The organism is Amycolatopsis sp. NPDC048633, assembly GCF_040650695.1.
Taxonomy (GTDB): Bacteria; Actinomycetota; Actinomycetes; order Mycobacteriales; family Pseudonocardiaceae; genus Amycolatopsis.
This window is the reverse complement of sequence record NZ_JBEZHS010000023.1, coordinates 47920-69977: the sequence shown is the minus strand read 5'-3', so window position 1 is coordinate 69977 and position 22058 is coordinate 47920. Positions and strand designations below refer to the sequence as shown.

The following is a 22058-nucleotide window of genomic DNA, read 5'->3' as shown; positions in this document are numbered from 1 at the left end:
GCCTCAGAGATATCTCTGTGACTAAGATATTTACACAGGGAGATTCACGGACTGGGAGGAAGTCATGACGGAGCGGGTACAGGTGCTGGTCGTGGGGGCCGGACTGGGCGGACTGTCGGCGTCGCTGTTCCTGGCGCGGGAAGGAGTGGACGTCCTGACGGTCGAGCGGCACGCCGGAACGTCGGTCCACTCGCGGGCCGCCGGGCAGAACTGGCGCACGATGGAGCTGTTCCACTGGGCAGGAATCGACCGCGAGGTGCTGGAGGTCAGCCCGCGGGCGTCGCAGGGGCTGCGGATCACCGTCGCGACCAGCCTGGCGGGCCGCGTCCTGCACCGGCTCGCGGAGGACGGCAGCGAGTTCGACGTCTCGGCCGCGACGACGATGCCCGCCGGGATGGCCGGCCAGGACGTCGTCGAGCCGATCCTGCTGGCGCACGCCGAGAAGGCCGGCGCGCGGGTCAGGTTCCGGACCGAGCTCGTCGAGCTGACGCAGGACGACGACGGCGTCACCGCGACGCTGCGGCACCGGGACTCGGGCGAAGAGACGGTCGTGCGCGCGGACTACGTCGTCGCCGCCGACGGCGGGCGCAGCGGCATCCGGCAGCGGCTGGGCATCGGGACCACCGGCATGGACGCGCTGAGCCACTGCCTCGGCGTCGTATTCGACGCCGACCTCGGCGATCGCGTCCAGCCCGGCGTGACCGACCTGTTCTACCTCCAGCACGGCGACTTCACCGCCGGGCTGGTCAACACCGACGTGCCGAACCGGTACGTCTTCGCGCCGGACTACTTCCCGGCTCGCGGGGAGACCCCGGCGGACTTCCCGCACGAACGGCTGGTCTCGATGATCCGCGCCGCCACCGACCTGCCGGACCTCGAGCCGGAGATCGTCTGGACGGGCTCGTGGGAGATCGCCGCGCGGCTGGCCGACAGCTTCCGCTCCGGGCGGGTCTTCCTGGTCGGCGACGCGGCGAAGGTGACGCCGCCGACCGGCGGCCAGGGCGGCAACACGGCGGTCGGCGACGGCGCGGACATCGCGTGGAAGCTCGCCGCCGTGCTGCGCGGCGACGCGGGTCCGGCGCTGCTCGACACCTACGAAGCCGAGCGTAAGCCGATCGCGCGGATGATCATCGACACGTCGCTGCACAACATGAAGCAGCGCATGCACCCCGACCTCGACGTCTCGGGGCTCACCGAAGCGGAGGACATGCTGAACGCGATCCTCGGGTTCCGCTACCGCTCGACGGCCGTCCTTTCGGAGGAGCCGGACGACGGCTCGCGGGTCGAAGACATCCACGCGCCGACCGGGCGGCCCGGCTTCCGGGCGCCCGGCCTGGCGTCCACTGTGGACCTGCTGGGGCAGTCGTGGGTACTGCTCTGCACCGGCGACGGGTGGGAACACGCCGCGGCCGACGTCGCGGCGGAAACCGGCATCCGCCTCGAGTGCCACGTGCTCGCGGACATCGCCGCGCGGTACGGCCTGGCGGCGGGCGGCGCTTCGCTCGTGCGCCCGGACGGCGTAGTCGCGTGGCGTTCCCGGGGACCGGTCGAGGACCCAGCCGGTGAGCTGCGGCGGGTCCTGACCACGGTCCTTTCGCGCTAGTCGCGCTGCTGCAGCGCGAAGCGGTTCCCTTCGGAGTCGACGAACATCGACCACCAGCCCCACGGCTGCTTCTCCGGCTTCGAGGGGAACTCCACGCCCTTCGCCGACAGCTCCTCGTACGTTTTCTCGACATCGTCGGCGCGGAAGAAGAAGTTCGACGTCGGCAGCTGGTCGTTCTCGCCGAAGCGGCGGCGGTCCTCGGGCGACTCGCTGAGCACGAGGATCGTCCCGTTCGGAGCGGTCACCTCGACCCAGCGGTGCCCCTGGTCGTCGTAGGGCACGTCGGTCGTCACCGCGAAGCCGACCGTGCCGGACCAGAACTCCTTGGCGCGCGCCTGGTCCTCGACCCCGACGACGACCTTGCTGACCCCTTGGATGGGCATGACCCCGCCTCTCTCTATATCCACCATGGATATAACCAGGCCGGAGTGTAGGGTGCTCCCATGTCCGATGGCAACCCGCTCACCCCCGCGGCTTTCCAGGTGCTCCTGGCGCTGGCCGCCGGGCCGGGCGGACGCGCGCACGGCTACGGGATCATGGGGTTCGTCGCCGAGGTCACGGGCGGCGAAGTCCAGCTCGGACCAGGGACGCTCTACCGGACGCTGACCCGGCTGGCCGCCGACGGGCTGGCCGAGGAGCTCCCGGGCGAGGACTCCCGCCGCCGCTACTACCGCATCACGCCGGCCGGCCGCGCGGCCGCGTCACGCGAAGCGTCACTGCTGCGCCGGCTGGTCGCGGCGGCCGGCGACGCGGGCCTGCTGGCCCGCCCGGAGTCGGCGTGAGCCGCCCGGTCGGCCTGGTGCCGCACCTGTTCGTGAAGGACGTCGAGACGGCGCTTTCCTTCTACGGCCGGGCGTTCGGCGCGGTGGAGCTGTTCCGCACGGTCCTGCCGGACGGCACGGTGCTGTTCGTGGAGCTGGCGGTCGGCGACGCGCGGCTGCTGGTCAGCCAGGAGATCGCGGCCCTGGACGCGCTGGCGCCGTCGACGATCGGCGGGACCCCGCTGCTGCTGACGCTGGAGACCCCCGACCCGGACGACCTCGCGCGGCGGGCGGTCTTCGCGGGGGCGACGGTGGAGGCCCCGGTGACGGAGATGTTCTTCGGCGAGCGGTACGGGAGGGTGGTCGACCCGGACGGCCACCGCTGGGCGTTGACCACGAAGCGCGAGCAGTACACCCCGGAGGACATCGACGCCCGCAAGCCCCACGAGGTCTAGCGGCGCGCGAGGACCCAGTGGAAGGTGGCCGGGCCTTCGGGTTCGCGCATGGTCACCGGCTCGTCGACGACGAGCGTGAAGCCGGCCGCTTCGAGCAGCCGCCGGTTCTCCGCCGCGTTGTGAGAGCTGAAGAACATCGGCGTGCCGAGCCAGTCGTCCTCGACGCCGTTCGCCTCGCTGCAGCCCAGCGCGGCCAGGAACCAGCCGCCGGGCCGGAGCCACCCGGCGATGCTCGTGAAGAGGTCGCCCTGGTCTTCGCGCGGGACGTGCAGCACCGAGTAGAACGCGGTGACGGCGTCGAAGCACTCGTCCGGGAACGACACCTCCGCCATGTCGCCCTTCTGGAACCGCGCGCCTGGGACGTTGCGCCGCGCGAGGTCGAGCTGCGCCGAGGAGAGGTCGACACCGACGACGTCGTAGCGCTCGGCAAGCAGCTTCGTGCAGGGCACGCCCGCGCCGCAGCCGAGGTCGAGCACGTCGGCGCCGTCGGCGAGCCGGTCGGTCAGCTCGGCCAGGAAGCGCAGCCGGGGATCGTCCGCGATCCGCGCGCTCCACTCGAGGTAGCGCTCCGCCGAGCTGTCGTAGCCGGATTCGACGATCCGCCGCGCGTCGCTCACCCTGCCGACCCTACCGAGCCGCCCAGGGGTTTCTCGGCCAGAATGACCTCGTGGTCTCGGTGCGCAGCGTGGTCGACCGGGTGGGTCCGACGCTGCTCCACGCGCTCCAGGTGCCCGACGACTCGCCCGCCGTCGCCGATGTCGTGATCGCCGAGCCCGGTGGGGCGCTCACCCTCGCCGCCGGGGATCTCGTGCTCGGCGTCGCCACCACCGGGCCCGAAGACGCCGCCCAGCTGGTGAAACGGAGTGCCGAACAGGGCGCCGCCGCCGTACTGCTCAAGCCGCCGCTGGCCGCGAAACCCGCCGTCAAGCGCGCCGCGAAAGCCAGTGGGATCGCGCTCGTCCAGGTGCACGCCGCGACGTCGTGGGCCCAGCTCGTGTGGCTGCTGCGGACCGTGCTCGACGCCCTCGCCGACGAGTCCGAGGACCTCGACCCCGGCTCCGGCGACCTCTTCCGGCTGGCCGACGCCGTCGCGTCCGTCGTCGACGCGCCGGTGACCATCGAGGACACCAACTCCCGCGTGCTCGCCTACTCCGCGCGCCAGGACCTCACCGACCCCGCGCGGGTCGCCACGATCATGGGCCGCCGCATCCCCGACGACGTGCTCGCGCGGTTCCGGTCGCGCGGCGTGTTCCGCGAGCTGTCCCGCGGCCGGCAGACGATCTTCGTCCCCGCCCAGCGCGACGGCACGCTGCCGCGGCTGATCGTGCCGATCCGGATGGGCGGCGAGCTGCTCGGGTCGATGTGGGCGGTGGTCGCCGGGCCGGTGTCCGACGAGCGCGCGGCCGCGTTCGCCGACGCCGCCCCCGTCGTCGCGCTGCACCTGCTGCGCCGCCGCGCGCACACCGACGCGCAGCGCCGCGCGTCGGCCGAGCTGCTGCGCGGCGTGCTCGAAGGCCGGGCGAACCCGCGCAAGGCGATGGCCGAGCTGGACCTGTCCGACGAGCCGCACCGCGTGGTCGCCATCGAGGTCACCGGCGGCGACGGCCGCGACGCCGAAGGGCTGCGGCTCGCCCTGCTCGAACGGCTTTCCCAGGGCATCGGCCGCCGTCCGGTCGCGACCGAGCTGGCCGGCCTGCTCTACGCCGTGGTCCCCGACCGGCCGGGTCCCGGCGGCTGGGAGGAGCTGCGCGAGGCACTGGCGACGACGTCCTCTCGACGCGGCGGCGCTCCCCGGGCCGCCGCGGGCGCGCCCGGCGAGATCGCTGACCTCTCGGCGTCGCGGCTGCAGGCGGACGAAGCCCTCGGCCTGCTGCGCGCCGAGCTCCTCGACGAGCGCGTGATCACCTTCGACGAAGCCTGGACGGCGTTGACACTGCACCGCGGCGCGACGGCGGCGGCCGGGGCGAAGGTCGCGGAGCTCGGCCCGCTGGGCGCCCTGCGCACGCACGACGAGACGGGCAAGGCCGGCTACGTCGAGACGCTGTACGAGTGGTTGCGCCACCCCGGCGACCCCCGCGCGGCGGCGCGCGAGCTGCGGATCCACCCGAACACCTTGCGCTACCGGATGCGCAAGCTCCTCGAGCTGGTGCCGCTGGATCTCGACGACCCCGATGTCCGGCTGGCGCTGATCACCCAGCTGGTCGCGCTGCGCTGGAGTTGAGGTCCTTCGCGGCCGGCCTGGTTTCTCGTTCTCTTTCGGCGCTTTGTGGCACTCGGCAGAGCTGCCGTGCCCTCGGCGGAGCTGCCGTGTCCTCGGCGGAGCTGCCGTGCCCTCGGCGGACTGCGTTGTCCACAGCCCTCGACGGTTGTGGACGGATTCGGCCCCGGCCCCCGCGCATCGGCCGAACCGTCGGCAGCCGGCGATAGACTGAGCGGGGCTCGTCCCCCAGGGATGGGTGGGGTGCGGTGATCCGGCTCCGGCGGCCTGCAAACCCCGGTGAGTACTCCCCGCTCCGAGCGGCGCTCCACGCAGCCCGTGCGGTGGACGGCCGCTCAGGAGCCCCGTCGAATCCGCTCATGCGACCAGCAGCGTCTTTCCCACCGTGGTGCGGGATTCGATCGCCGCGTGGGCGTCCGCGGCCTTCTCCAGCGGGAACCGCTGCCCGATCACCGGCACCAGCCTTCCCGCCGCGGCCTCCGCCAGTGCCGACTCGGTGAACCCCCGCAGCTCCTCCGGCCCGCCGATCCCCCGGACCAGCGAGACACCCCGCGCCGCGGCGTCCTCTTCGGACACTTCCGCCCACGAGCCGCCCGCCAAGCCGTACACCGCCATCCGACCACCCGGGCGCAGCAGCCCGAACGCCGCCGTGCCGATCGCCCCTCCCACGCCGTCGAAGACCACGTCGACCTCACCGACCGCAGGAGCCCAGTCGGAAGGCAAGTAGTCGACGACGTCGTCGGCGCCGACGACCTGAGCCACCTTCGCCGGCCCGCCCGCCGCGCCGACCACCGAAGCGCCCGCCGCCTTCGCCAGCTGCACCAGCAGGCCGCCGACGCCACCCGCCGCCGCCTCGACCAGGACACGATCGCCGGGCCGCACCCTGGTGGCATGGACCAAGCCCGTCGCGGTCCGGCCGTCCGCGAGCAGCGCCACCGCCGCGTCGAGCGCCAGCGCGTCCGGTACCGGGAACAACGCCGCCGCGTCCACCGCGACGCGCTGGGCGTACCCGCCGGAGCCGCCGGTCGACGTCACCACCCGCTGCCCGGCGAGCCCCGGGTCCACGCCCGGGCCGACCGTGCTGATCACGCCGCCGACGCCGTTGCCGGGGACGACCGGCAACACCGGACGGAACGGTCCCGTCCCGGCCCGCGCCTGGGTCTCGACGAACGTGATGTTCGCGAACGCCACCTCCACCAGCACCTGACCGGGCCCGGGGACCGGGTCCGGCGCGTCCCCCGGCTCCAGTACTTCCGGCCCGCCGAACTCCCGCAACCACACAGCTCTCATCGCTTCACGCTGCAACCTCCAGTGAGGTCGAAGTCAACACACTTGTCCGCTGAGAACTACGATTGCCCGGAAAAACTGTCCGTTCAGCACGATGACACCGCCGTCCGGGTGGTTCACCGTGAGTGGCACCACCGCCCCGATTCCGGACGCAGACCGACCCAGGAGGCCGACCGTGCGTATCGCCGTTCCCCGTGAAATCAAGAAGCACGAGTACCGGGTCGCGCTGACCCCGGCCGGGGTGCACGAGCTGGTGGGCCGCGGGCACGACGTCTTCGTCGAGACGGGCGCCGGGGTCGGTTCGTCCATCACCGACGAGGAGTACGTCGCCGCCGGCGCGAAGATCCTCGCCACCGCCGACGAGACGTGGGCGCAGGGCGAGCTGGTCCTCAAGGTCAAGGAGCCGATCGCCGAGGAGTACCCCCGGCTGCGCGCCGACCAGGTGCTGTTCACCTACCTGCACATCGCCGCCGACCGGCCGCTGACCGACGCGCTACTGGCCGCCGGCACCACCGCGATCGCCTACGAGACCGTCCAGACCGCCGGTGGCGCGCTGCCGCTGCTCGCCCCGATGTCCGAGGTCGCGGGCCGGCTGGCCCCGCAGGTCGGCGCGTTCTCCCTGATGAAGCCGAGCGGCGGCCGCGGCGTCCTGCCGGGCGGCATCCCCGGCGTGCACCCGGCGCGCGTCGTCGTGATCGGCGGCGGCGTGGCGGGCCTGAACGCCGCCCGCGTCGCGCTGGGCCTCGGCTCGGACGTCGAGATCCTGGACACCAACGTCGACCGCCTCCGCCAGATCGACAACGACTTCGGCGGCCGCATCCGCACGGTGACGTCGAACCGCCTGTCGGTCGAGGAGTCCGTGCTGCAGGCCGACATGGTCATCGGCGCGGTGCTGGTCCCGGGCGCGAAGGCGCCGAAGCTGGTCTCGAACGAGCTCGTCTCGCGAATGAAGGCCGGCAGCGTGCTCGTCGACATCGCGATCGACCAGGGCGGCTGCTTCGCCGACTCGCGCCCGACCACGCACGACGACCCGACCTACACCGTGCACGAGTCCGTCTTCTACTGCGTCGCGAACATGCCGGGCGCGGTGCCCCGGACGTCGACCTACGGCCTCACGAACGTCACGCTGCCGTACGCGGTCCAGCTGGCCGAGCACGGCTGGAAGGCCGCGCTGCAGGCCGACGCCGCGCTGGCGAAGGGCCTCAACACGCACGCGGGGGCCCTGACGAACGGCCCGGTCGCGGTCGCTCACGACCTGCCCCACACGGCGCTGGCGACCGTCCTCGCCTGACCTCATCGCACCCGGGCGGGCCTTTGTCGTTCTTCGGCAGGGGCCCGCTCCCCTTTCGCCACCAGCCGACGGCCGAACGCGATCGCCGGCAGCTCGACCCACCGGCGCAGGCCGCACGCGAAGAGCAGTGCGACGGCGGACGTCGCGACGGCCTTGGCGAGGCCCGACGGCAGCAGGAGGCCGGTCACGCCCGCGGCGCCGGTCTGCGCCAGGTAGAGCGCGTAGGACCGGTCACCGATGTAGGTGAGCGGACGGCTCGCGAGCAGCCTCCGCACCGGACCTTGCGCAATCGCCGCCACGAGCAGCAGCGCCGCGCCCACCGCGTAGATCGGGACGACGAACTGCCAGTACCCGCCGAGCGCCTGCCCCAGCGGCTTGACCGACAGCTGCAGCACGCAGAACCCGAGCGCGACCAGCACCGCCGCGGCCGGGCTGGTCAGCGGCCGCAGCACCGCGAACCCGCGCGGGTGGTGCAGCGCCAGCGCGAGCAGGCAGCCGACGACCAGCGAGCCGTAGTGCACGGCCAGGCTGGCCCACTGGTGCGACGGCGCCAGCGGCAGGACGCCGAGCACGACGCCTGCCGCGCCCGCGCCGATCAGCAGGCGCAGCGCGGTCTTGCCGGTGCGGGCGAACGACGTCAGCACGAGCAGCGCGGGCCAGACGAGGTAGAACTTCTCCTCCACGCCCAGCGACCACGACGTCGGGTACGGCGTGTTGTAGTCGACGACTTCGTTGAAGAAGGTCAGATAGAACGGCATCGCGTCCGAGAGCCTGCTGCTCTGGTAGGCGCCGGCGAGCGTCACCGCCAGCGCCGTCAGGCCGAGCAGCAGGAAGTACACCGGCATGATCCGGAAGACGCGGCGGACGTAGAAGCCGCGCAGCGAGATCCGGCCGGTGCGCTCCTCTTCGCGCAGCGCCAGCGTGGTGATGAGGAAGCCGGACAGCACGAAGAACAGCTGGACGGCGATCCAGCCCTGCAGCCGGTCGACGACCGGGCCGCCGTAGTGGAAGAACACGACGGCCAGCGCGGCGAGCGCGCGCACGCCGGTCAGGCCCGGGAACCACGACGACGACCGGTATTCGGCGTGCTCGAGGGGCCGCCAAGAGATGATCATGGCCGCAGCGTCGGTCCCGGACGCTGAACGCAGCCTGAAGCGAGCTTAAGACGTCTTCAGCTCCGGAAGCCGGACGACGAACCGGCTCGCGCCTTCGACCGCGGCGGTGCCGCCGTGCGCGCGGGCGATGTCGGCGACGATCGCCAGGCCCAGCCCGGATCCGCCGTCGTCACTGGCGCGGGCGTCGTCGAGGCGGACGAAGCGGTCGAAGACGCGCTCGCGGTCCGCCTCGGGGATGCCGGGCCCGTCGTCGGTGACCGACAGCACAGCCCATCCGTCCACAGCGGACACCTCGACGGCGACCCGGGACGCCGCGTGCCGCTGGGCGTTGTCGACGAGGTTGCGGGCGAGCCGTTCCAGCCGCGACCGGTGGCCGTGCACCACCGGCGTCCCGGTCACCTCGACGTCGACGCCCGTCCGGCCCGCGACGACGGCGTCCGCCACCTCGGACAGGGCCACGGGTTCGAGCCGGTCCGGTCCGGCGTGGTCGAGCTTGCCGAGCAGCACGAGGTCGGCGACGAGGTCCTGCAGTCGGGTGACGTCGAGCAGCGCGTTCTCGCAGGCGTGCCGCCAGTCGAGCCGGTCGGGGTGGGCCAGCAGCACTTCGAGCTGCGTCCGCAGGGAGGCGAGCGGGGTGCGCAGCTCGTGCGACGCGTCGGAGGTGAACCGGCTCTGCCGGGTGACAGCCTCGTCGAGCCGCGCGAGCATGGTGTTCATCGTCCCGGCGAGGCGCGCGATCTCGTCACCGGTGCGCGGGGCCGGGACCCGGCGGCCCAGGTCGTGCGCGCCGATCTCGGCGACCTCGCCGCGGATGGCCTCGACCGGGCGCAGCGAGCGGCGGACGGCGAGCCACGCGATCACGCCGATCAGGAGCGCGACGGCAGGGACACCGAAGGTGAGGACGGTGCGGACAGAGTCGACGGCGGCCTGGCCTTCGGGATCGATCCGCACCCCGGCGTAGACGTCGTACTTGCTGTCGCCGCTGACCTCGTGGATGACGTGCAGGGTCAGGTGTTCGTCGAGGCCGGCCAGCTCGGGGGCGCAGCCGACGGACGCGGGGTCGGCCCGGTCGATCACGTACGGCGGGAGCGTGACTTCGGCGTCGTACGCGGCCAGCGTGGCTCCGCGCAGGGCCGGGCAGGACGCCACCCGGTTCCCCGACCGGTCGGTGACCTCGAAGATCGAGTCGCGCACGAGCAGCGCCAGGTCGGTGGGCCGGGCACCGGTGTTCAGCAGCTGGACGAGCGCTTGGGCGCGGGCGTAGGCGATCTGCGTGGCCGCGTTTTCGAGGCGGCCCTGTGCTTGGAGCACGAACCAGACCGACATGGCCCCGAGCGCCGCGGCCGAGGCGGCGAAGGCCGTCACCGCGACGCGGAAGCGCGTGGAGCGCAGGAAGCTACGCACCCGCCGGCACCACGTGGTAGCCGGCGCCGCGGACCGTCCGGATGGTCTCGGCGCCGAAGGGCACGTCGATCTTGCGCCGCAGCGCGCTGACGTGGACCTCGACCAGGTTGGCGGTCGCGGAGGCGGCGAAGTCCCAGAGGTTGTCGAGCAGCTCGGCCTTGGTGACGACCTGCCCGGGCCGTTGCATGAGGTAGGCGAGGAGGGCGAACTCCTTGCCGGTGAGGGTGATGTCGGCGGTCCCGCGGCGGCACGTCCGGCCGGCCTGGTCGAGCTCGAGATCACCCAGTTTGAGGACCCCCGGCCGGGTGGCGCCGCCACGCCGGATGAGGGCGCGCAGCCGGGAGAGCAGGACACCGTAGGAGAAGGGCTTGGGCAGGAAGTCGTCGGCGCCGGTGTCGAGGGCCTCGATCTCGTCGTCCTCGCCGTCCTTGGCGGTGAGCATGAGAATGGGAGTCGAGTCGCCCTGGTCGCGCAGCCGCCGGCAGACGCGATAGCCGTTCAGGCCGGGCAGCATGATGTCGAGGATGATGGCGGAGTAGGGGTGCTCGGTGGCGAGCCAGAGCGCGTCCCGCCCGTTGTGGGCGACATCGACGGCATAGCCCTCGGCCCCGAGCCCGGCCCGCAGCGCTTCGGCGAGCCGCCGTTCATCTTCCACGAGCAAGATCCGCACCGCGCCACGATGCCACAGGAACCTGCCCCCACCCACTCAGCCGGCACGCGCCCGACCGGACAACGCTGGGAGCTGGGCCAGAGGCACCGTGGGGGTCCGGGGGCTCGGCCCCCGGGAGACGAGGCTGAAGTGAAGGGCGAAGCCCGGAACGTAAGCGGCGACCCGCTCAACCAACCTGGGGGTCATTGGGAGCGGGCCGCCACGTTCTAGCTTAGAGGTCTCGGCCGGACTTTGCTGCACCGGGTCGGCAAGTCGAACGAATTCTTTACCAAGTTGATCTGACCCTCCGGTAAGTCCGGACGCGAAACCTCTGGTCAGCGCCGTGCAACGGGCACGCCCGGCGACCGCGGCCGGTAGCGGAACGTGACGAACGTCGCTTCTGGCGGGTTCGGCCGTTCCGTGCGCGCGGGCGGCGCGGGTAGGGCAGGATGACGCCGCATCAGCGGGAACGTTAGGGGACGGTATGCACGACGGCAGTGGCCGGATTGCGGTGCAGAACCTGAGCAAGCAGTTCGGCGCGGTGAACGCGGTGCAGAACCTCAGCTTCACGGTCGAACCGGGTTCGGTGACGGGCTTCCTGGGCCCGAACGGCGCGGGCAAGACGACGACGTTGCGGATGCTGCTCGGGTTGGTGACGCCGACCGCGGGTACGGCGACGATCAACGGGCGGCCGCACTCGCAGCTCGGGAACCCGGCGCGGGTGGTGGGCTCGGTGCTGGAGAACGAGGGCTTCCACCCGAGCCGCACGGCGCGCAACCACCTCCGTGTGTACGCGGCGGCCATCGGGGTGCCGGACCGGCGCGCGGACGAGGTGCTCGGCCTGGTCGGGCTGGGCAGTGCCGCGGACCGGAAGGCCGGCGGGTTCTCCCTCGGCATGCGGCAGCGGCTGGCGCTGGCGACGGCGTTGCTGGGTGACCCGCAGGTGCTGGTGCTGGACGAGCCGACGAACGGCCTCGACCCGGAAGGCATCCTGTGGCTGCGGAACTTCCTGCGCTCGTACGCGCGGGAGCAGCGGCGGACGGTCCTGGTGTCGAGCCACCTGCTCAACGAGGTCGAGCAGCTGATCGACCAGGTCGTGATCATCAGCCAGGGCGTCACGCGCTACTTCGGCCCGCTCGAGCAGCTGCGCAAGAGCCAGCAGTCGCGGGTGCTCGTGCAGCCGGCGGATCCGTCCGCGCTCGTGAAGGCGTTGCAGGACAACGGCATCACCGGGGTTTCGCCGACGCCGGACGGCCGGGTCGCGGTCGCCGGGTCGAGCGTCCAGCAGATCGGTGACATCGCCGCGAAGGCCGGGATCGCCGTCTACGGGATGCAGGAGGACCACGCCGACCTGGAGCGGATGTTCTTCCAGCTGACGCAGGGTCAGTTCGCCGGCGGGCCGGGTTACCCGCCGCAGCAGCCGCAGTACCAGGGCCCGCCGCCGCCGGGGTATCCGCCGTCGGGCCCGCAACAGCAGCAGTACTGGGGAGGACCGCAGCAGTGATGGGCAACCTGATCAAGGCGGAGTTCCGCAAGACGCTCTCGCTGAACACGTGGTGGGTGCTGCTGATCCCGCTGGCGCTGGTGGCGTTCTGGCTGACGTTCGTCTGGGGCAAGATCACCAACGACTTCGCGGACTTCATCGGCTCGAGCGACGCGCGCGAGGTCGCGGGCGCGGTCGGCCTGGACGCGAGCAAGCTGCCGGTCGGGCTGCTGGCGTTCGCGCACGGCGTGAACATCGCGCAGCTCGTCCCCGGCCTGTTCGGGGTCTTCGCGCTCGCCGGCGAGTACCGCAGCAAGACGATCACGACGACGTTCCTGACCGCGCCGAACCGGATCGCGGCGCTGACCGCGAAGATGCTCACGTACGTGGCGTGGGGCGCGATCTACGGCCTGGTCAGCTTCGGCGTCTCGGCGATCGCGGTGATGTCGTCGGTCGACTCCGGCCGGTGGCCCAGCGCGGGCCAGTGGCTGGCCGCGCTCGGCGGGACGATCCTGGCCGCGGTGCTGGTGACGCTGTTCGGCATCGGGTTCGGCGCGGTGCTGCGCAACGTGCCGCTGGCGGTCGTGCTGTTCCTGGTGTGGTTCCTGATCGTGGAGAACGTCCTGGTGATCGCGCTCTGGGGCCCGGCCGACATCCTGGGCGGGATCCTGCCGAACGGCACCGCCAACGGGATCGTGGGCGGGATCGCGGCGGACGCGTTCGGGATCAACTCACTCAACCTCCCGGGCGGGGTCGACCACTGGTCGCAGCTGGGCCTGCAGCTCGCGGCGGGCGCACCGGGCGTGATCTCGTGGTGGGCTTCGGCGCTGATCTTCTTCGCGTGGACGATGGTGTTCTTCGGCCTCGGCTGGGCGGGCAACCAGAAGCGCGACATCACGTAGTTCCTGCGTTCCGTTGAAGGCCGGGTTGAGAGACTTAACTAAGTCCCTCAACCCGGCCTTCGCGGCTTTCGGGGAAATATTTTGTCGGTGGCGGCGCTTAGTGTGACAACGTGACCATCGCTCCTCCCCGCACCCGTCAAGAGCTCCCACCCGCTGAGACCGTCGGCTGGGTCCGCCGGCTGTCCGCCGCGGCCTGGGAGCACCGCGCCACGGTCGTGCTGTCGCTGGTCGCCGCCGTCTTCAGCGTCGGTGTGCAGGCCGCGAGCCCGCTGCTGGTGCGCACGGCGGTGGACGACGCGGTGGCGGGGCAGACTGGTGCGCTGCCCGGGATCGCCGTGTTCCTGGTGGCGTTGCAGCTGGTCGCGTTCGCCACGGCGTTCCTGCGCCGGTACTTCGGCGGCAAGCTCGCCCTCGACGTCCAGCACGACCTGCGCCAGCGCGTCTTCAACGCGGTCTCGCGCCTCGACGGCGGCAAGCAGGACGCGCTGCGCACCGGCCAGGTCGTCTCGCGGGCCATCTCCGACCTGCAGCTGGTGACCGGGATCCTGATGCAGGTCCCGCTTTCGTTCGGCTCGGTGATCTTCGCGCTGCTGTCGTTCGCGGCGATGCTGTGGATGTCGCCGGTGCTGACGCTGATCGCGCTGGTCGTCACGCCCGCGGTCGGCATCGTCATCGCCCGCAGCCGCAAGCGCCTGTTCCCGGCGACGTGGTCGGCGCAGCAGCGCGCGGCGGACGTCGCGCAGCAGGTCGAGGAGACTGTCACCGGCGTCCGCGTCGTGAAGGGCTTCGGCCAGGAGACGCGGGAGGTCTCGAAGCTCGAAGGGACCGCGCGCAAGCTGTTCGGGGAGCGGCTTCGCGCGGCGAAGCTGTCCGCGGTGCCGACAGCGACCACTGCGGCCCTGCCCGCCGCGGGCCAGGTCGCCGTGCTCGGCATCGGCGGTGTCCTCGCGCTGAACGGCTCGATCACCCTCGGCACCTTCCTCGCCTTCGCGACCTACCTCGCGACGCTGATCGGCCCGGCCCGGATGCTGTCCGGCCTGGTCGTGCAGGCCCAGCTGACCCGCGCCGGCGCCGAGCGCGTGTACGAGCTGATCGACGCGCAACCGGAGGTCGTGGACTCCCCCGACGCGCGGCCGCTGCCGGCGGGGCCGCTCGGCGTGGAGCTGGCCGACGTCCGGTTCGGCTACACGCGGACCGACCCGGTGCTGGCCGGGCTTTCGGTCACCGCGAACCCGGGCGAGACCCTCGCGCTGGTCGGCACCGCGGGCTCCGGGAAGTCGACGATCTCCCTGCTGCTGCCCCGGTTCTACGACGTGCACGCGGGCTCGGTGCGGGTCGGCGGCCTCGACGTCCGGGACGTCCCGTTGCGGCAGCTGCGGCAGGCGATCGGCGTGGTGTTCGAGGAGGCGTTCCTGTTCTCCTCCTCGATCCGGGACAACATCGCGTACGGCCGCCCGGACGCGAGCGACGAAGAGATCGCCTCCGCCGCGCGCGCGGCGGAGGCGGACGAGTTCATCCGCGTCCTGCCCGACGGCTACGACACGCTGGTCGGCGAGCGCGGGCTGACGCTGTCGGGCGGTCAGCGGCAGCGGCTCGGGCTGGCCCGGGCCCTGATCACCGACCCGCGGATCCTGATCCTGGACGACGCGACGTCGGCCATCGACACCGTCACCGAGGCGGCGATCCACGACACCCTGCGCTCGGTCACCGCGAGCCGGACGACGCTGTTGATCGCGCACCGGCGCTCGACGCTGGCCCTGGCCGACCGGATCGCGGTGCTGGACGAGGGCCGCGTCGTCGACGTCGGCACCGAGGACGAGCTGATGGCGCGCTGCCCGCTGTTCCGCGAGCTGGTCGCGGGCCCGGGCGACGACGTCGAGGAGAAGCACCGCTGCGAGGGCCTGGACTGCGGCCCGGCCGGGGTCACGCGGGCGCTGTGGCCGCGGGACGAGAGCCGTGACGAGGTCGACGACCTGGCCGACGCGGCGCGGCAGCGCAGCGGAAACCCCACCAACAGCGGGTTCGCCGGCGGGGGCGGCGGCCTCGACGTGCCGCCGACACCGGAGCTGATCGAAGGCGTGCGCAACCTCCCGGCCGCCGTCGACGAGCCGCGGATGTCCGATGTGGACGTCACCGCGCCCGACCCCGGTTTCCGGCTGGCGCGGCTGCTGCGGCCGGTCCGCTGGCCCCTGGCGCTGGTGGTCGGGCTGGTGGCGGCGGACGCGCTGGCGTCGATCGCGCTGCCGGGGCTGTACCAGTTCGGCGTCGACCACGGCGTCCGGGCGGGCGTGGAGTGGACGATCTGGCTGGCCGCCGGGATCGGCGCCGCGGTGATCGCGGCCGACTGGCTGGTGGTGTTCGCGCAGACGCGCCTGACCTCGCGGGTCGGCGAGACGGTGCTGTACGCGCTGCGCGTCCGCAGCTACGCGCACCTGCAGCGGCTCGGGCTCGACTACTACGAGCGGGAGCTGTCCGGGAAGATCATGACCCGGATGACGACGGACGTCGACGCGCTCTCGACGTTCCTGCAGACCGGCCTGGCCACCGCGGTGGTCAGCGCGCTGACGCTGGCCGGGATCACGGCGGCGCTGCTGGTCACCGACGCCGGGCTGGCGCTGTTCGCGCTGGCGATGGTGCCGGTGCTGGCGGTGGCCACGGTGATCTTCCGGCGGGCGGCGTCGAAGGCGTACAACGAGGCCCGCGAGCGGGTCAGCCTCGTCAACGCGGACATGCAGGAGAACATGAGCGGCCTGCGCGTCGCCCAGGCGTACACGCGCGAAGACCGCTCCGCGGAGGCGTTCGCTTCGCGCAGCGACGACTACCGGCGCTCGCGGCTGCGGGCGCAGCGGTACGTCGCGACGTACTTCCCGCTGGTGGCGCTGCTGTCCGACCTGGCGACGACGACGGTGCTGGTCGCGGGCGCGAACCGCGTCTCGGCCGGGACGCTGTCGGCCGGCGTGCTGCTCGCGTTCCTGCTGTACCTGCAGCAGTTCTTCTCGCCGATCCAGCAGCTGTCGTCGGTGTTCGACGGCTACCAACAGGCCCGCGTCGGCCTGGACCGGATCGGCGACCTGCTGCGGACGCCGACGTCGGTGCCGGCGGCGGAGAACGCCGTCGCGACGCCTGAACGGCTGCGCGGCGAGGTGTCGTTCAAGGAGGTCGACTTCTCCTACACCGGCACCGAGGGGAAGGCGCTGGAGCAGTTCTCGCTGGACGTCGCGGCCGGGGAGACGGTCGCGCTCGTCGGCGCGACCGGCGCGGGGAAGTCGACGGCGGTGAAGCTGGTGGCGCGCTACTACGACGTCACCGGCGGCGAGGTCCGGATCGACGGCACGGACGTCCGCGAGTACGACCTAGCCGGGCTGCGGCGCCGGATGGGCGTGGTGCCGCAGGAGGCGCACCTGTTCTCGGGCACGGTGGCGGACAACGTCCGCTACGGCCGCCCGGCGGCCACCGACGCCGAGGTGGAGGCGGCGGTGCGCGCGGTGGGCGCGTTCGACGGCGTCGCGGCCCTGCCGGCGGGCTTCCTGCAGCCGGTGGGCGAACGCGGCCGGTCGCTGTCGGCGGGTCAGCGTCAGCTGGTGGCGCTGGCCCGGGCGGAGCTGGTCGACCCGGACGTCCTGCTGCTCGACGAGGCGACGGCGGCCCTGGACCCGTCGACGGAGGCGGCGGTCCTCCGCGCGACCGAACACGTGTCCCGCCGCCGCACGACGTTCGTGGTGGCCCACCGCCTGGCCACGGCGGCCCGCGCGGACCGCATCGTGGTCCTGGACCACGGCCGCATCGCGGAGACGGGAACCCACGAGGAGCTGCTGGCCGCGAACGGCCTCTACGCCCGCCTCTGGTCCCTCGGCTGACCCGTAACTCGCGTGCTCAGGCCCGTGACTCGCGTGATGGGAGCCGGAACTCGCGAGTTCCGGCCCCGATCACGCGACTTTCGTCCCCAATCACGCGGGTCACGGGTTCGGTCGCGCGAAGTTTCGTGGCCGCGGTCGCCTCGCGCTGGGAGCATGGCAGGCATGTTCGAAGAGAAGCGGGTCCCCGACCGGCAGGTTCGCGCGGCGCAGACCGGGACGACCGTCCGGGTCTACCAGGCCTGCTCGCCCGCGGTCGCCGACGCCGCGCTCGAGAAGCAGACCTTCGTCCCCCCGTTCGAGCGGGCCGGCACCACGTGGCTCGTGCCGTCGTTCCGCTGGGCGGCCTACGACAGCGGGAACGGGAGCAAGCCCGGCCGGGAACGCATCCTGGCTGTCGAGCTCACCCGCGACGGCTTCGAGTGGGCTCTCTCTCGTTCGGCCGGCGGGGGTCCGGTGCTCGTCCAGTGGGACGCGGAACGAGACCTCGACCACACGGCGCTGAACTTCGAAGCGATCCGGATCGGCCTGAGCGGCGAAGCCACCGGCCACTACGTCGACGAATGGATCACCGCGATCACCGACGTCACCCCGGTGATGCGCGACATCTCCGGCCTCCTGGCCACCGACCAGCTGCACAAGGCCGTGAAGCTCGTCCCCCACGAGCCCCCGTACGAGCTGTCCGAAGAGCTCGCCAAGGCCGTCGACGCCACCGGCTAAGGCAGCGCCCGCCACTTCAGGGACCCCATCCCCGCCGCCTCGACGTCCGGTCGCGCGGCCCACCGGACCGTCCCCGGCCGCACGTGGACCCCGGCCCCGACCTGCCAGTCCGGCTCGTCCGGCTCCACGTGCTCGAACGACTCGAAGTCGGCCAGGGTCGGCCAGACCGCCTCGCACGAGTCGCACCTCAGGACGACCGCGCCGGACTCCGTCACCAGCGGCCGCACCAGGCCCTGGTCCCAGAACGAAGGACATTCGACCAGCCACATCCGCCCAGTGGACCCCGCCGCGGTGAACGTCCCCGGACCACGGGACGAACCCCGGCGGAAAAGCCCGGGAACCCTGTACCGGGTACAGGGCTTAAGGTTCCCTTAGCACATCTTGATCGAGTCAGTGACCGATCCCCTAGTGCGCCACGCCTCACACAGGCCGGTTCCATCACAAGCCGGTCATCGAGGGGGTTAGCCTGGTAGGCGCATCAGCGGATTCATGATCGAGATCGAGACGGATAGAGGCGAGCCCAAGCCGTGTCCAGCAGCAGCCCTGCGTCACAGTTCGGCCCCAACGAGTGGCTGGTCGAAGAGATGTACGACCAGTTCCTCGCAGACCCCAGTTCAGTCGACGCCGCATGGCACGACTTCTTCGCGGACTTCAAGCCGACGCAGAACGCGCAGGCCAAGGCGGACACCGCCCGGCAGCAGCAGTCCGACGTCAAGACCGCCACCAACGGCCAGGCCTCCCAGCCGTCGGCCGGGGCGGTGCGGAACGCCGAGTCGGCGGCCAAGCAGTCGGCGACCAAGTCGGCCCCGGCCACGGCGGCGCCCGCGAAGGCGGCCCCGAAGCCGGAGCAGAAGGCAGCGCCGAAGCCGGCCGCGGCCAAGGCCGAGCCGAAGACCGAAGCGAAGAAGGACGAGCCGGAGTCGAAGCAGCTCCGCGGCGCCGCGGCGGCCATCGCGAAGAACATGGACGCCTCGCTGAGCGTCCCCACCGCGACCAGCGTGCGCGCGGTCCCGGCGAAGCTGATGGCCGACAACCGCATCGTCATCAACAACCACCTGAAGCGCACCCGCGGCGGCAAGATCTCCTTCACGCACCTCATCGGTTACGCCATGGTGCGGGCGCTGAAGAACTACCCGAACATGAACCGGCACTACCAGCTGATCGACGGTAAGCCGTTCGCGATCACGCCGGAGCACGTCAACTTCGGGCTCGCGATCGACATGAAGGGCAAGGACAACTCCCGCACGCTCGTCGTGGCTTCGGTCAAGGGCTGCGAAGACATGTCCTTCCTGCAGTTCTGGCAGGCCTACGAGGACATCGTCAAGAAGGCCCGCAACAACAAGCTCACCGCGGACGACTTCGCCGGCACCACGATCTCGCTGACCAACCCGGGCGGCATCGGCACCAACCACTCGGTGCCCCGCCTGCAGGCCGGCCAGGGCGCCATCATCGGCGTCGGCGCCATGCAGTACCCGGCGGCGTTCGAGGGCACCAGCGAGAAGACGCTGGTCGACCTCGGCATCAGCAAGATCATGACGCTGACCTCGACCTACGACCACCGCATCATCCAGGGCGCGGAGTCCGGCGAGTTCCTCAAGCGCATCCACCAGCTGCTGCTCGGCGAAGACGGCTTCTACGACGACGTCTTCACCAGCCTGCGCCTGCCGTACGAGCCGATCCGCTGGGTCGCCGACATCCCCGAGGGCCCGGTCGACAAGACCGCCCGCGTGATCGAGCTCATCGACGCGTTCCGGATGCGCGGCCACCTGATGGCCGACACCGACCCGCTGAACTACCGACAGCGCAGCCACGCCGACCTCGACGTGCTGAGCCACGGCCTCACCCTGTGGGACCTCGACCGCGAGTTCCCGGTCGGCGGCTTCGCCGGCCAGGAGCGGATGAAGCTGCGCGACATCCTGGGCGTGCTGCGGAACTCGTACTGCCGCACGGTCGGCATCGAGTACACGCACATCCTCGACCCCGAGGAGCGCCGCTGGATCCAGGAGCGCGTCGAGATCCCGCACGAGAAGCCGGACCCCGCGGTCCAGAAGTACGTGCTCTCGAAGCTGAACGCCGCCGAGGCGTTCGAGACGTTCCTGCAGACCAAGTACGTCGGCCAGAAGCGGTTCTCGCTCGAAGGCGGCGAGACGGCGATCCCGCTGCTCGACACGCTGCTGGACAAGGCCGCCGAGCACGAGCTCGACGAGGTCGTCATCGGCATGCCGCACCGCGGCCGGCTGAACGTCCTGGCCAACATCGTCGGCAAGCCGATCAGCCAGATCTTCCAGGAGTTCGAGGGCAACCTCGACCCGGGCCAGGCGCACGGCTCCGGTGACGTGAAGTACCACCTCGGCGCCGAGGGCAAGTACTTCCGCATGTTCGGCGACGGCGAGACGAAGGTCTCCCTGACGGCGAACCCGTCGCACCTGGAGACCGTGGACCCGGTGCTCGAGGGCATCGTCCGCGCGAAGCAGGACCTCCTGGACAAGGGCGGCGAGGGCTACACCGTGCTGCCGGTCCTGATGCACGGCGACGCGGCCTTCGCGGGCCAGGGCGTCGTCGCCGAGACGCTGAACCTGTCGCTGCTGCGCGGGTACCGCACCGGCGGCACCGTGCACGTGATCGTCAACAACCAGGTCGGCTTCACGACCGCGCCGGAGCACTCGCGCTCCAGCCAATACGCCACCGACGTCGCGAAGATGATCGGCTCGCCGATCTTCCACGTGAACGGCGACGACCCGGAAGCCGCGCACTGGGTGGCCAAGCTGGCCGTCGAGTACCGGCAGGCGTTCCACAAGGACGTCGTCATCGACCTGATCTGCTACCGCCGCCGCGGCCACAACGAGGGCGACGACCCCTCGATGACGCAGCCGGCGATGTACGACATCATCGACACGAAGCGTTCGGTGCGGAAGACCTACACCGAGTCGCTGATCGGCCGCGGTGACATCTCCGTCGAAGAGGCCGAGGCCGCGCTGCGCGACTTCTCAAGCCAGCTGGAGCACGTCTTCAACGAGGTCCGGGAGCTGGAGAAGCACCCGGCGAAGGCGAGCCCCTCGGTCGAGGAGGAGCAGCAGGTGCCGGCCAAGGTGGCGACGGCGATCACCACCGAGACGCTGGAGCACATCGGCGACGCGTTCGTGAACGTGCCGGAGGGCTTCACGCCGCACCCGCGCGTCAAGCCGGTCATGGAGCGACGCCACAAGATGTCCCGCGAAGGCGACATCGACTGGGCGTTCGGCGAGCTGCTGGCGTTCGGGTCGCTGGCGATGGAGGACCGTCTCGTCCGGCTGTCCGGCCAGGACTCCCGCCGCGGCACGTTCACCCAGCGGCACTCGGTGTTCATCGACCGCAAAACCGGCCAGGAGTACTCGCCGCTGCAGAACCTGGCCGACGGCCAGGGCCGCGTGATGATCTACGACTCGGCGCTGTCGGAGTACGCGGCCGTCGGCTTCGAGTACGGCTACTCGGTGGCCAACCCCGAGTCGCTGGTCATGTGGGAAGCGCAGTTCGGCGACTTCGTCAACGGCGCGCAGACCGTCATCGACGAGTACATCTCCTCCGGCGAGGCCAAGTGGGGCCAGCGCTCGGACGTCGTGCTGCTGCTGCCGCACGGCCACGAGGGCCAGGGCCCGGACCACACGTCCGGCCGCATCGAGCGGTTCCTCTCGCTGTGCGCGGAGGGCTCGATGACGGTGGCGGTGCCGTCGACCCCGGCGAACTACTTCCACCTGCTGCGCCGGCACGCCCTCGACGGCATCCAGCGCCCGCTGGTGGTGTTCACGCCGAAGTCGATGCTGCGCAACAAGGCCGCGACGTCGCCGACCGCCGACTTCACCGGCCAGAGCCGGTTCATGTCGGTCATCGACGACGTCACGCCGGACCCGTCGAAGATCCGCAAGGTGCTGCTGACCTCCGGGAAGCTGTACTGGGAGATGGTCGCGGAGCGGACCAAGCGCGAGGCGCACGACGTCGCGATCGTGCGGATCGAGCAGTACTACCCGCTGCCGAAGAAGAAGCTGGTGGCGGCGCTGGAGCGCTACACGAACGCGACCGAGGTCGCGTGGGTCCAGGAGGAGCCGGAGAACCAGGGTGCGTGGCCGTTCTTCGGCCTGAACCTGCCCCGGAAGTTCCCGGAGCTGCTCTCGGGCCTGCAGGTCGTCTCGCGACGCCCGATGGCGGCGCCGTCGGCCGGCTCGTCGAAGGTGCACGAGGTGGAGCAGAAGGCGCTGATCTCGAAGGCGTTCGACTGATCGCTTGATGGTGCGTGAAGGCCACCTTGAGTGACTTAACTTAGTCACTCAAGGTGGCCTTCA

Annotated in this window: 17 protein-coding genes; 10 read left to right on the top strand and 7 right to left on the bottom strand. The window is 71.5% G+C overall.

What is annotated here, in order from left to right:
• Window positions 1–64 precede the first annotated feature (64 nt).
• Window positions 65–1603 carry an aklavinone 12-hydroxylase RdmE gene (rdmE, locus tag AB0C38_RS32575; protein WP_360680941.1) on the top strand — a complete coding sequence of 513 codons (1539 nt, stop codon included), beginning with the start codon at window positions 65–67 and terminating at the stop codon, window positions 1601–1603.
• Here the strand turns inward: rdmE and AB0C38_RS32570 are convergent.
• Complete coding sequence (locus tag AB0C38_RS32570; protein ID WP_360680939.1) at window positions 1600–1986, bottom strand: VOC family protein; 387 nt, start codon at window positions 1984–1986, stop codon at window positions 1600–1602. The genes rdmE and AB0C38_RS32570 overlap by 4 nt on opposite strands.
• Before the next feature lie 60 nt (window positions 1987–2046).
• On the opposite strand from AB0C38_RS32570, the gene AB0C38_RS32565 reads away from it, so the two are divergent.
• Complete coding sequence (locus AB0C38_RS32565; RefSeq protein ID WP_360680938.1) at window positions 2047–2385, top strand: PadR family transcriptional regulator; 339 nt, start codon at window positions 2047–2049, stop codon at window positions 2383–2385.
• Window positions 2382–2819 carry a VOC family protein gene (locus AB0C38_RS32560; RefSeq protein ID WP_360680936.1) on the top strand — a complete coding sequence of 146 codons (438 nt, stop codon included), beginning with the start codon at window positions 2382–2384 and terminating at the stop codon, window positions 2817–2819. Before AB0C38_RS32565 ends, AB0C38_RS32560 begins: the two co-directional genes overlap by 4 nt.
• On the opposite strand, the gene AB0C38_RS32555 is transcribed toward AB0C38_RS32560, so the two are convergent.
• Window positions 2816–3436 carry a class I SAM-dependent methyltransferase gene (locus AB0C38_RS32555; RefSeq protein ID WP_360680934.1) on the bottom strand — a complete coding sequence of 207 codons (621 nt, stop codon included), beginning with the start codon at window positions 3434–3436 and terminating at the stop codon, window positions 2816–2818. The two genes, AB0C38_RS32560 and AB0C38_RS32555, sit on opposite strands and share 4 nt — an antisense overlap.
• A gap of 50 nt (window positions 3437–3486) precedes the next feature.
• Here AB0C38_RS32555 and AB0C38_RS32550 point away from each other — a divergent pair, with 50 nt between their 5' ends.
• A complete protein-coding gene (locus tag AB0C38_RS32550; protein ID WP_360680932.1) occupies window positions 3487–5040 on the top strand; it encodes a helix-turn-helix domain-containing protein in 1554 nt (517 codons plus the stop codon).
• Between the two features lie 354 nt (window positions 5041–5394).
• On the opposite strand, the gene AB0C38_RS32545 is transcribed toward AB0C38_RS32550, so the two are convergent.
• Window positions 5395–6327 (bottom strand): zinc-binding dehydrogenase, encoded by a 933-nt coding sequence (locus tag AB0C38_RS32545; RefSeq protein ID WP_360680930.1) that lies wholly within the window; start codon window positions 6325–6327, stop codon window positions 5395–5397.
• A 172-nt stretch (window positions 6328–6499) separates the two neighbouring features.
• Here AB0C38_RS32545 and ald point away from each other — a divergent pair, with 172 nt between their 5' ends.
• Window positions 6500–7615, top strand: coding sequence for an alanine dehydrogenase (ald, locus tag AB0C38_RS32540; protein WP_360680928.1), 1116 nt, complete (start codon window positions 6500–6502; stop codon window positions 7613–7615).
• A gap of 2 nt (window positions 7616–7617) precedes the next feature.
• Here the strand turns inward: ald and AB0C38_RS32535 are convergent, their stop codons facing one another.
• Genes AB0C38_RS32535 through AB0C38_RS32525 form a run of 3 tightly spaced genes read right to left on the bottom strand, consistent with a single transcriptional unit; the run spans window position 7618 to window position 10804 of the window.
• Entirely contained in the window at window positions 7618–8730 is a 1113-nt protein-coding gene (locus tag AB0C38_RS32535) for an acyltransferase (RefSeq protein WP_360680926.1), read from the bottom strand.
• 45 nt (window positions 8731–8775) lie between these two features.
• Window positions 8776–10134 (bottom strand): ATP-binding protein, encoded by a 1359-nt coding sequence (locus tag AB0C38_RS32530; protein ID WP_360680924.1) that lies wholly within the window; start codon window positions 10132–10134, stop codon window positions 8776–8778.
• Window positions 10127–10804, bottom strand: a complete 678-nt coding sequence (locus AB0C38_RS32525) for a response regulator transcription factor (protein ID WP_360680922.1) — start codon at window positions 10802–10804, stop codon at window positions 10127–10129. The genes AB0C38_RS32530 and AB0C38_RS32525 overlap by 8 nt, the downstream gene beginning before the upstream one ends.
• Before the next feature lie 463 nt (window positions 10805–11267).
• Between AB0C38_RS32525 and AB0C38_RS32520 the strand changes: the two genes are divergently transcribed.
• The 4 genes from AB0C38_RS32520 (at window position 11268) to AB0C38_RS32505 (ending at window position 17742) form a co-directional block, all read left to right on the top strand.
• A complete protein-coding gene (locus AB0C38_RS32520) occupies window positions 11268–12287 on the top strand; it encodes an ABC transporter ATP-binding protein (RefSeq protein WP_360680920.1) in 1020 nt (339 codons plus the stop codon).
• Entirely contained in the window at window positions 12287–13168 is an 882-nt protein-coding gene (locus AB0C38_RS32515) for an ABC transporter permease subunit (RefSeq protein ID WP_360680918.1), read from the top strand. Before AB0C38_RS32520 ends, AB0C38_RS32515 begins: the two co-directional genes overlap by 1 nt.
• A 110-nt stretch (window positions 13169–13278) precedes the next feature.
• Window positions 13279–17025: an ABC transporter ATP-binding protein gene (locus tag AB0C38_RS32510; RefSeq protein ID WP_360680916.1), complete on the top strand. Its 3747-nt coding sequence runs from the start codon at window positions 13279–13281 to the stop codon at window positions 17023–17025.
• A 162-nt stretch (window positions 17026–17187) separates the two neighbouring features.
• Window positions 17188–17742: a DUF4291 family protein gene (locus AB0C38_RS32505; RefSeq protein ID WP_360680914.1), complete on the top strand. Its 555-nt coding sequence runs from the start codon at window positions 17188–17190 to the stop codon at window positions 17740–17742.
• Here the strand turns inward: AB0C38_RS32505 and AB0C38_RS32500 are convergent.
• A complete protein-coding gene (locus AB0C38_RS32500) occupies window positions 17739–18011 on the bottom strand; it encodes a hypothetical protein (RefSeq protein ID WP_360680913.1) in 273 nt (90 codons plus the stop codon). The genes AB0C38_RS32505 and AB0C38_RS32500 overlap by 4 nt on opposite strands.
• Window positions 18012–18269: 258 nt before the next feature.
• Between AB0C38_RS32500 and AB0C38_RS32495 the strand changes: the two genes are divergently transcribed.
• On the top strand, window positions 18270–21995 hold the full coding sequence (locus tag AB0C38_RS32495) for a multifunctional oxoglutarate decarboxylase/oxoglutarate dehydrogenase thiamine pyrophosphate-binding subunit/dihydrolipoyllysine-residue succinyltransferase subunit (protein WP_360680911.1): 3726 nt from the start codon (window positions 18270–18272) through the stop codon (window positions 21993–21995).
• Window positions 21996–22058: the final 63 nt, after the last annotated feature.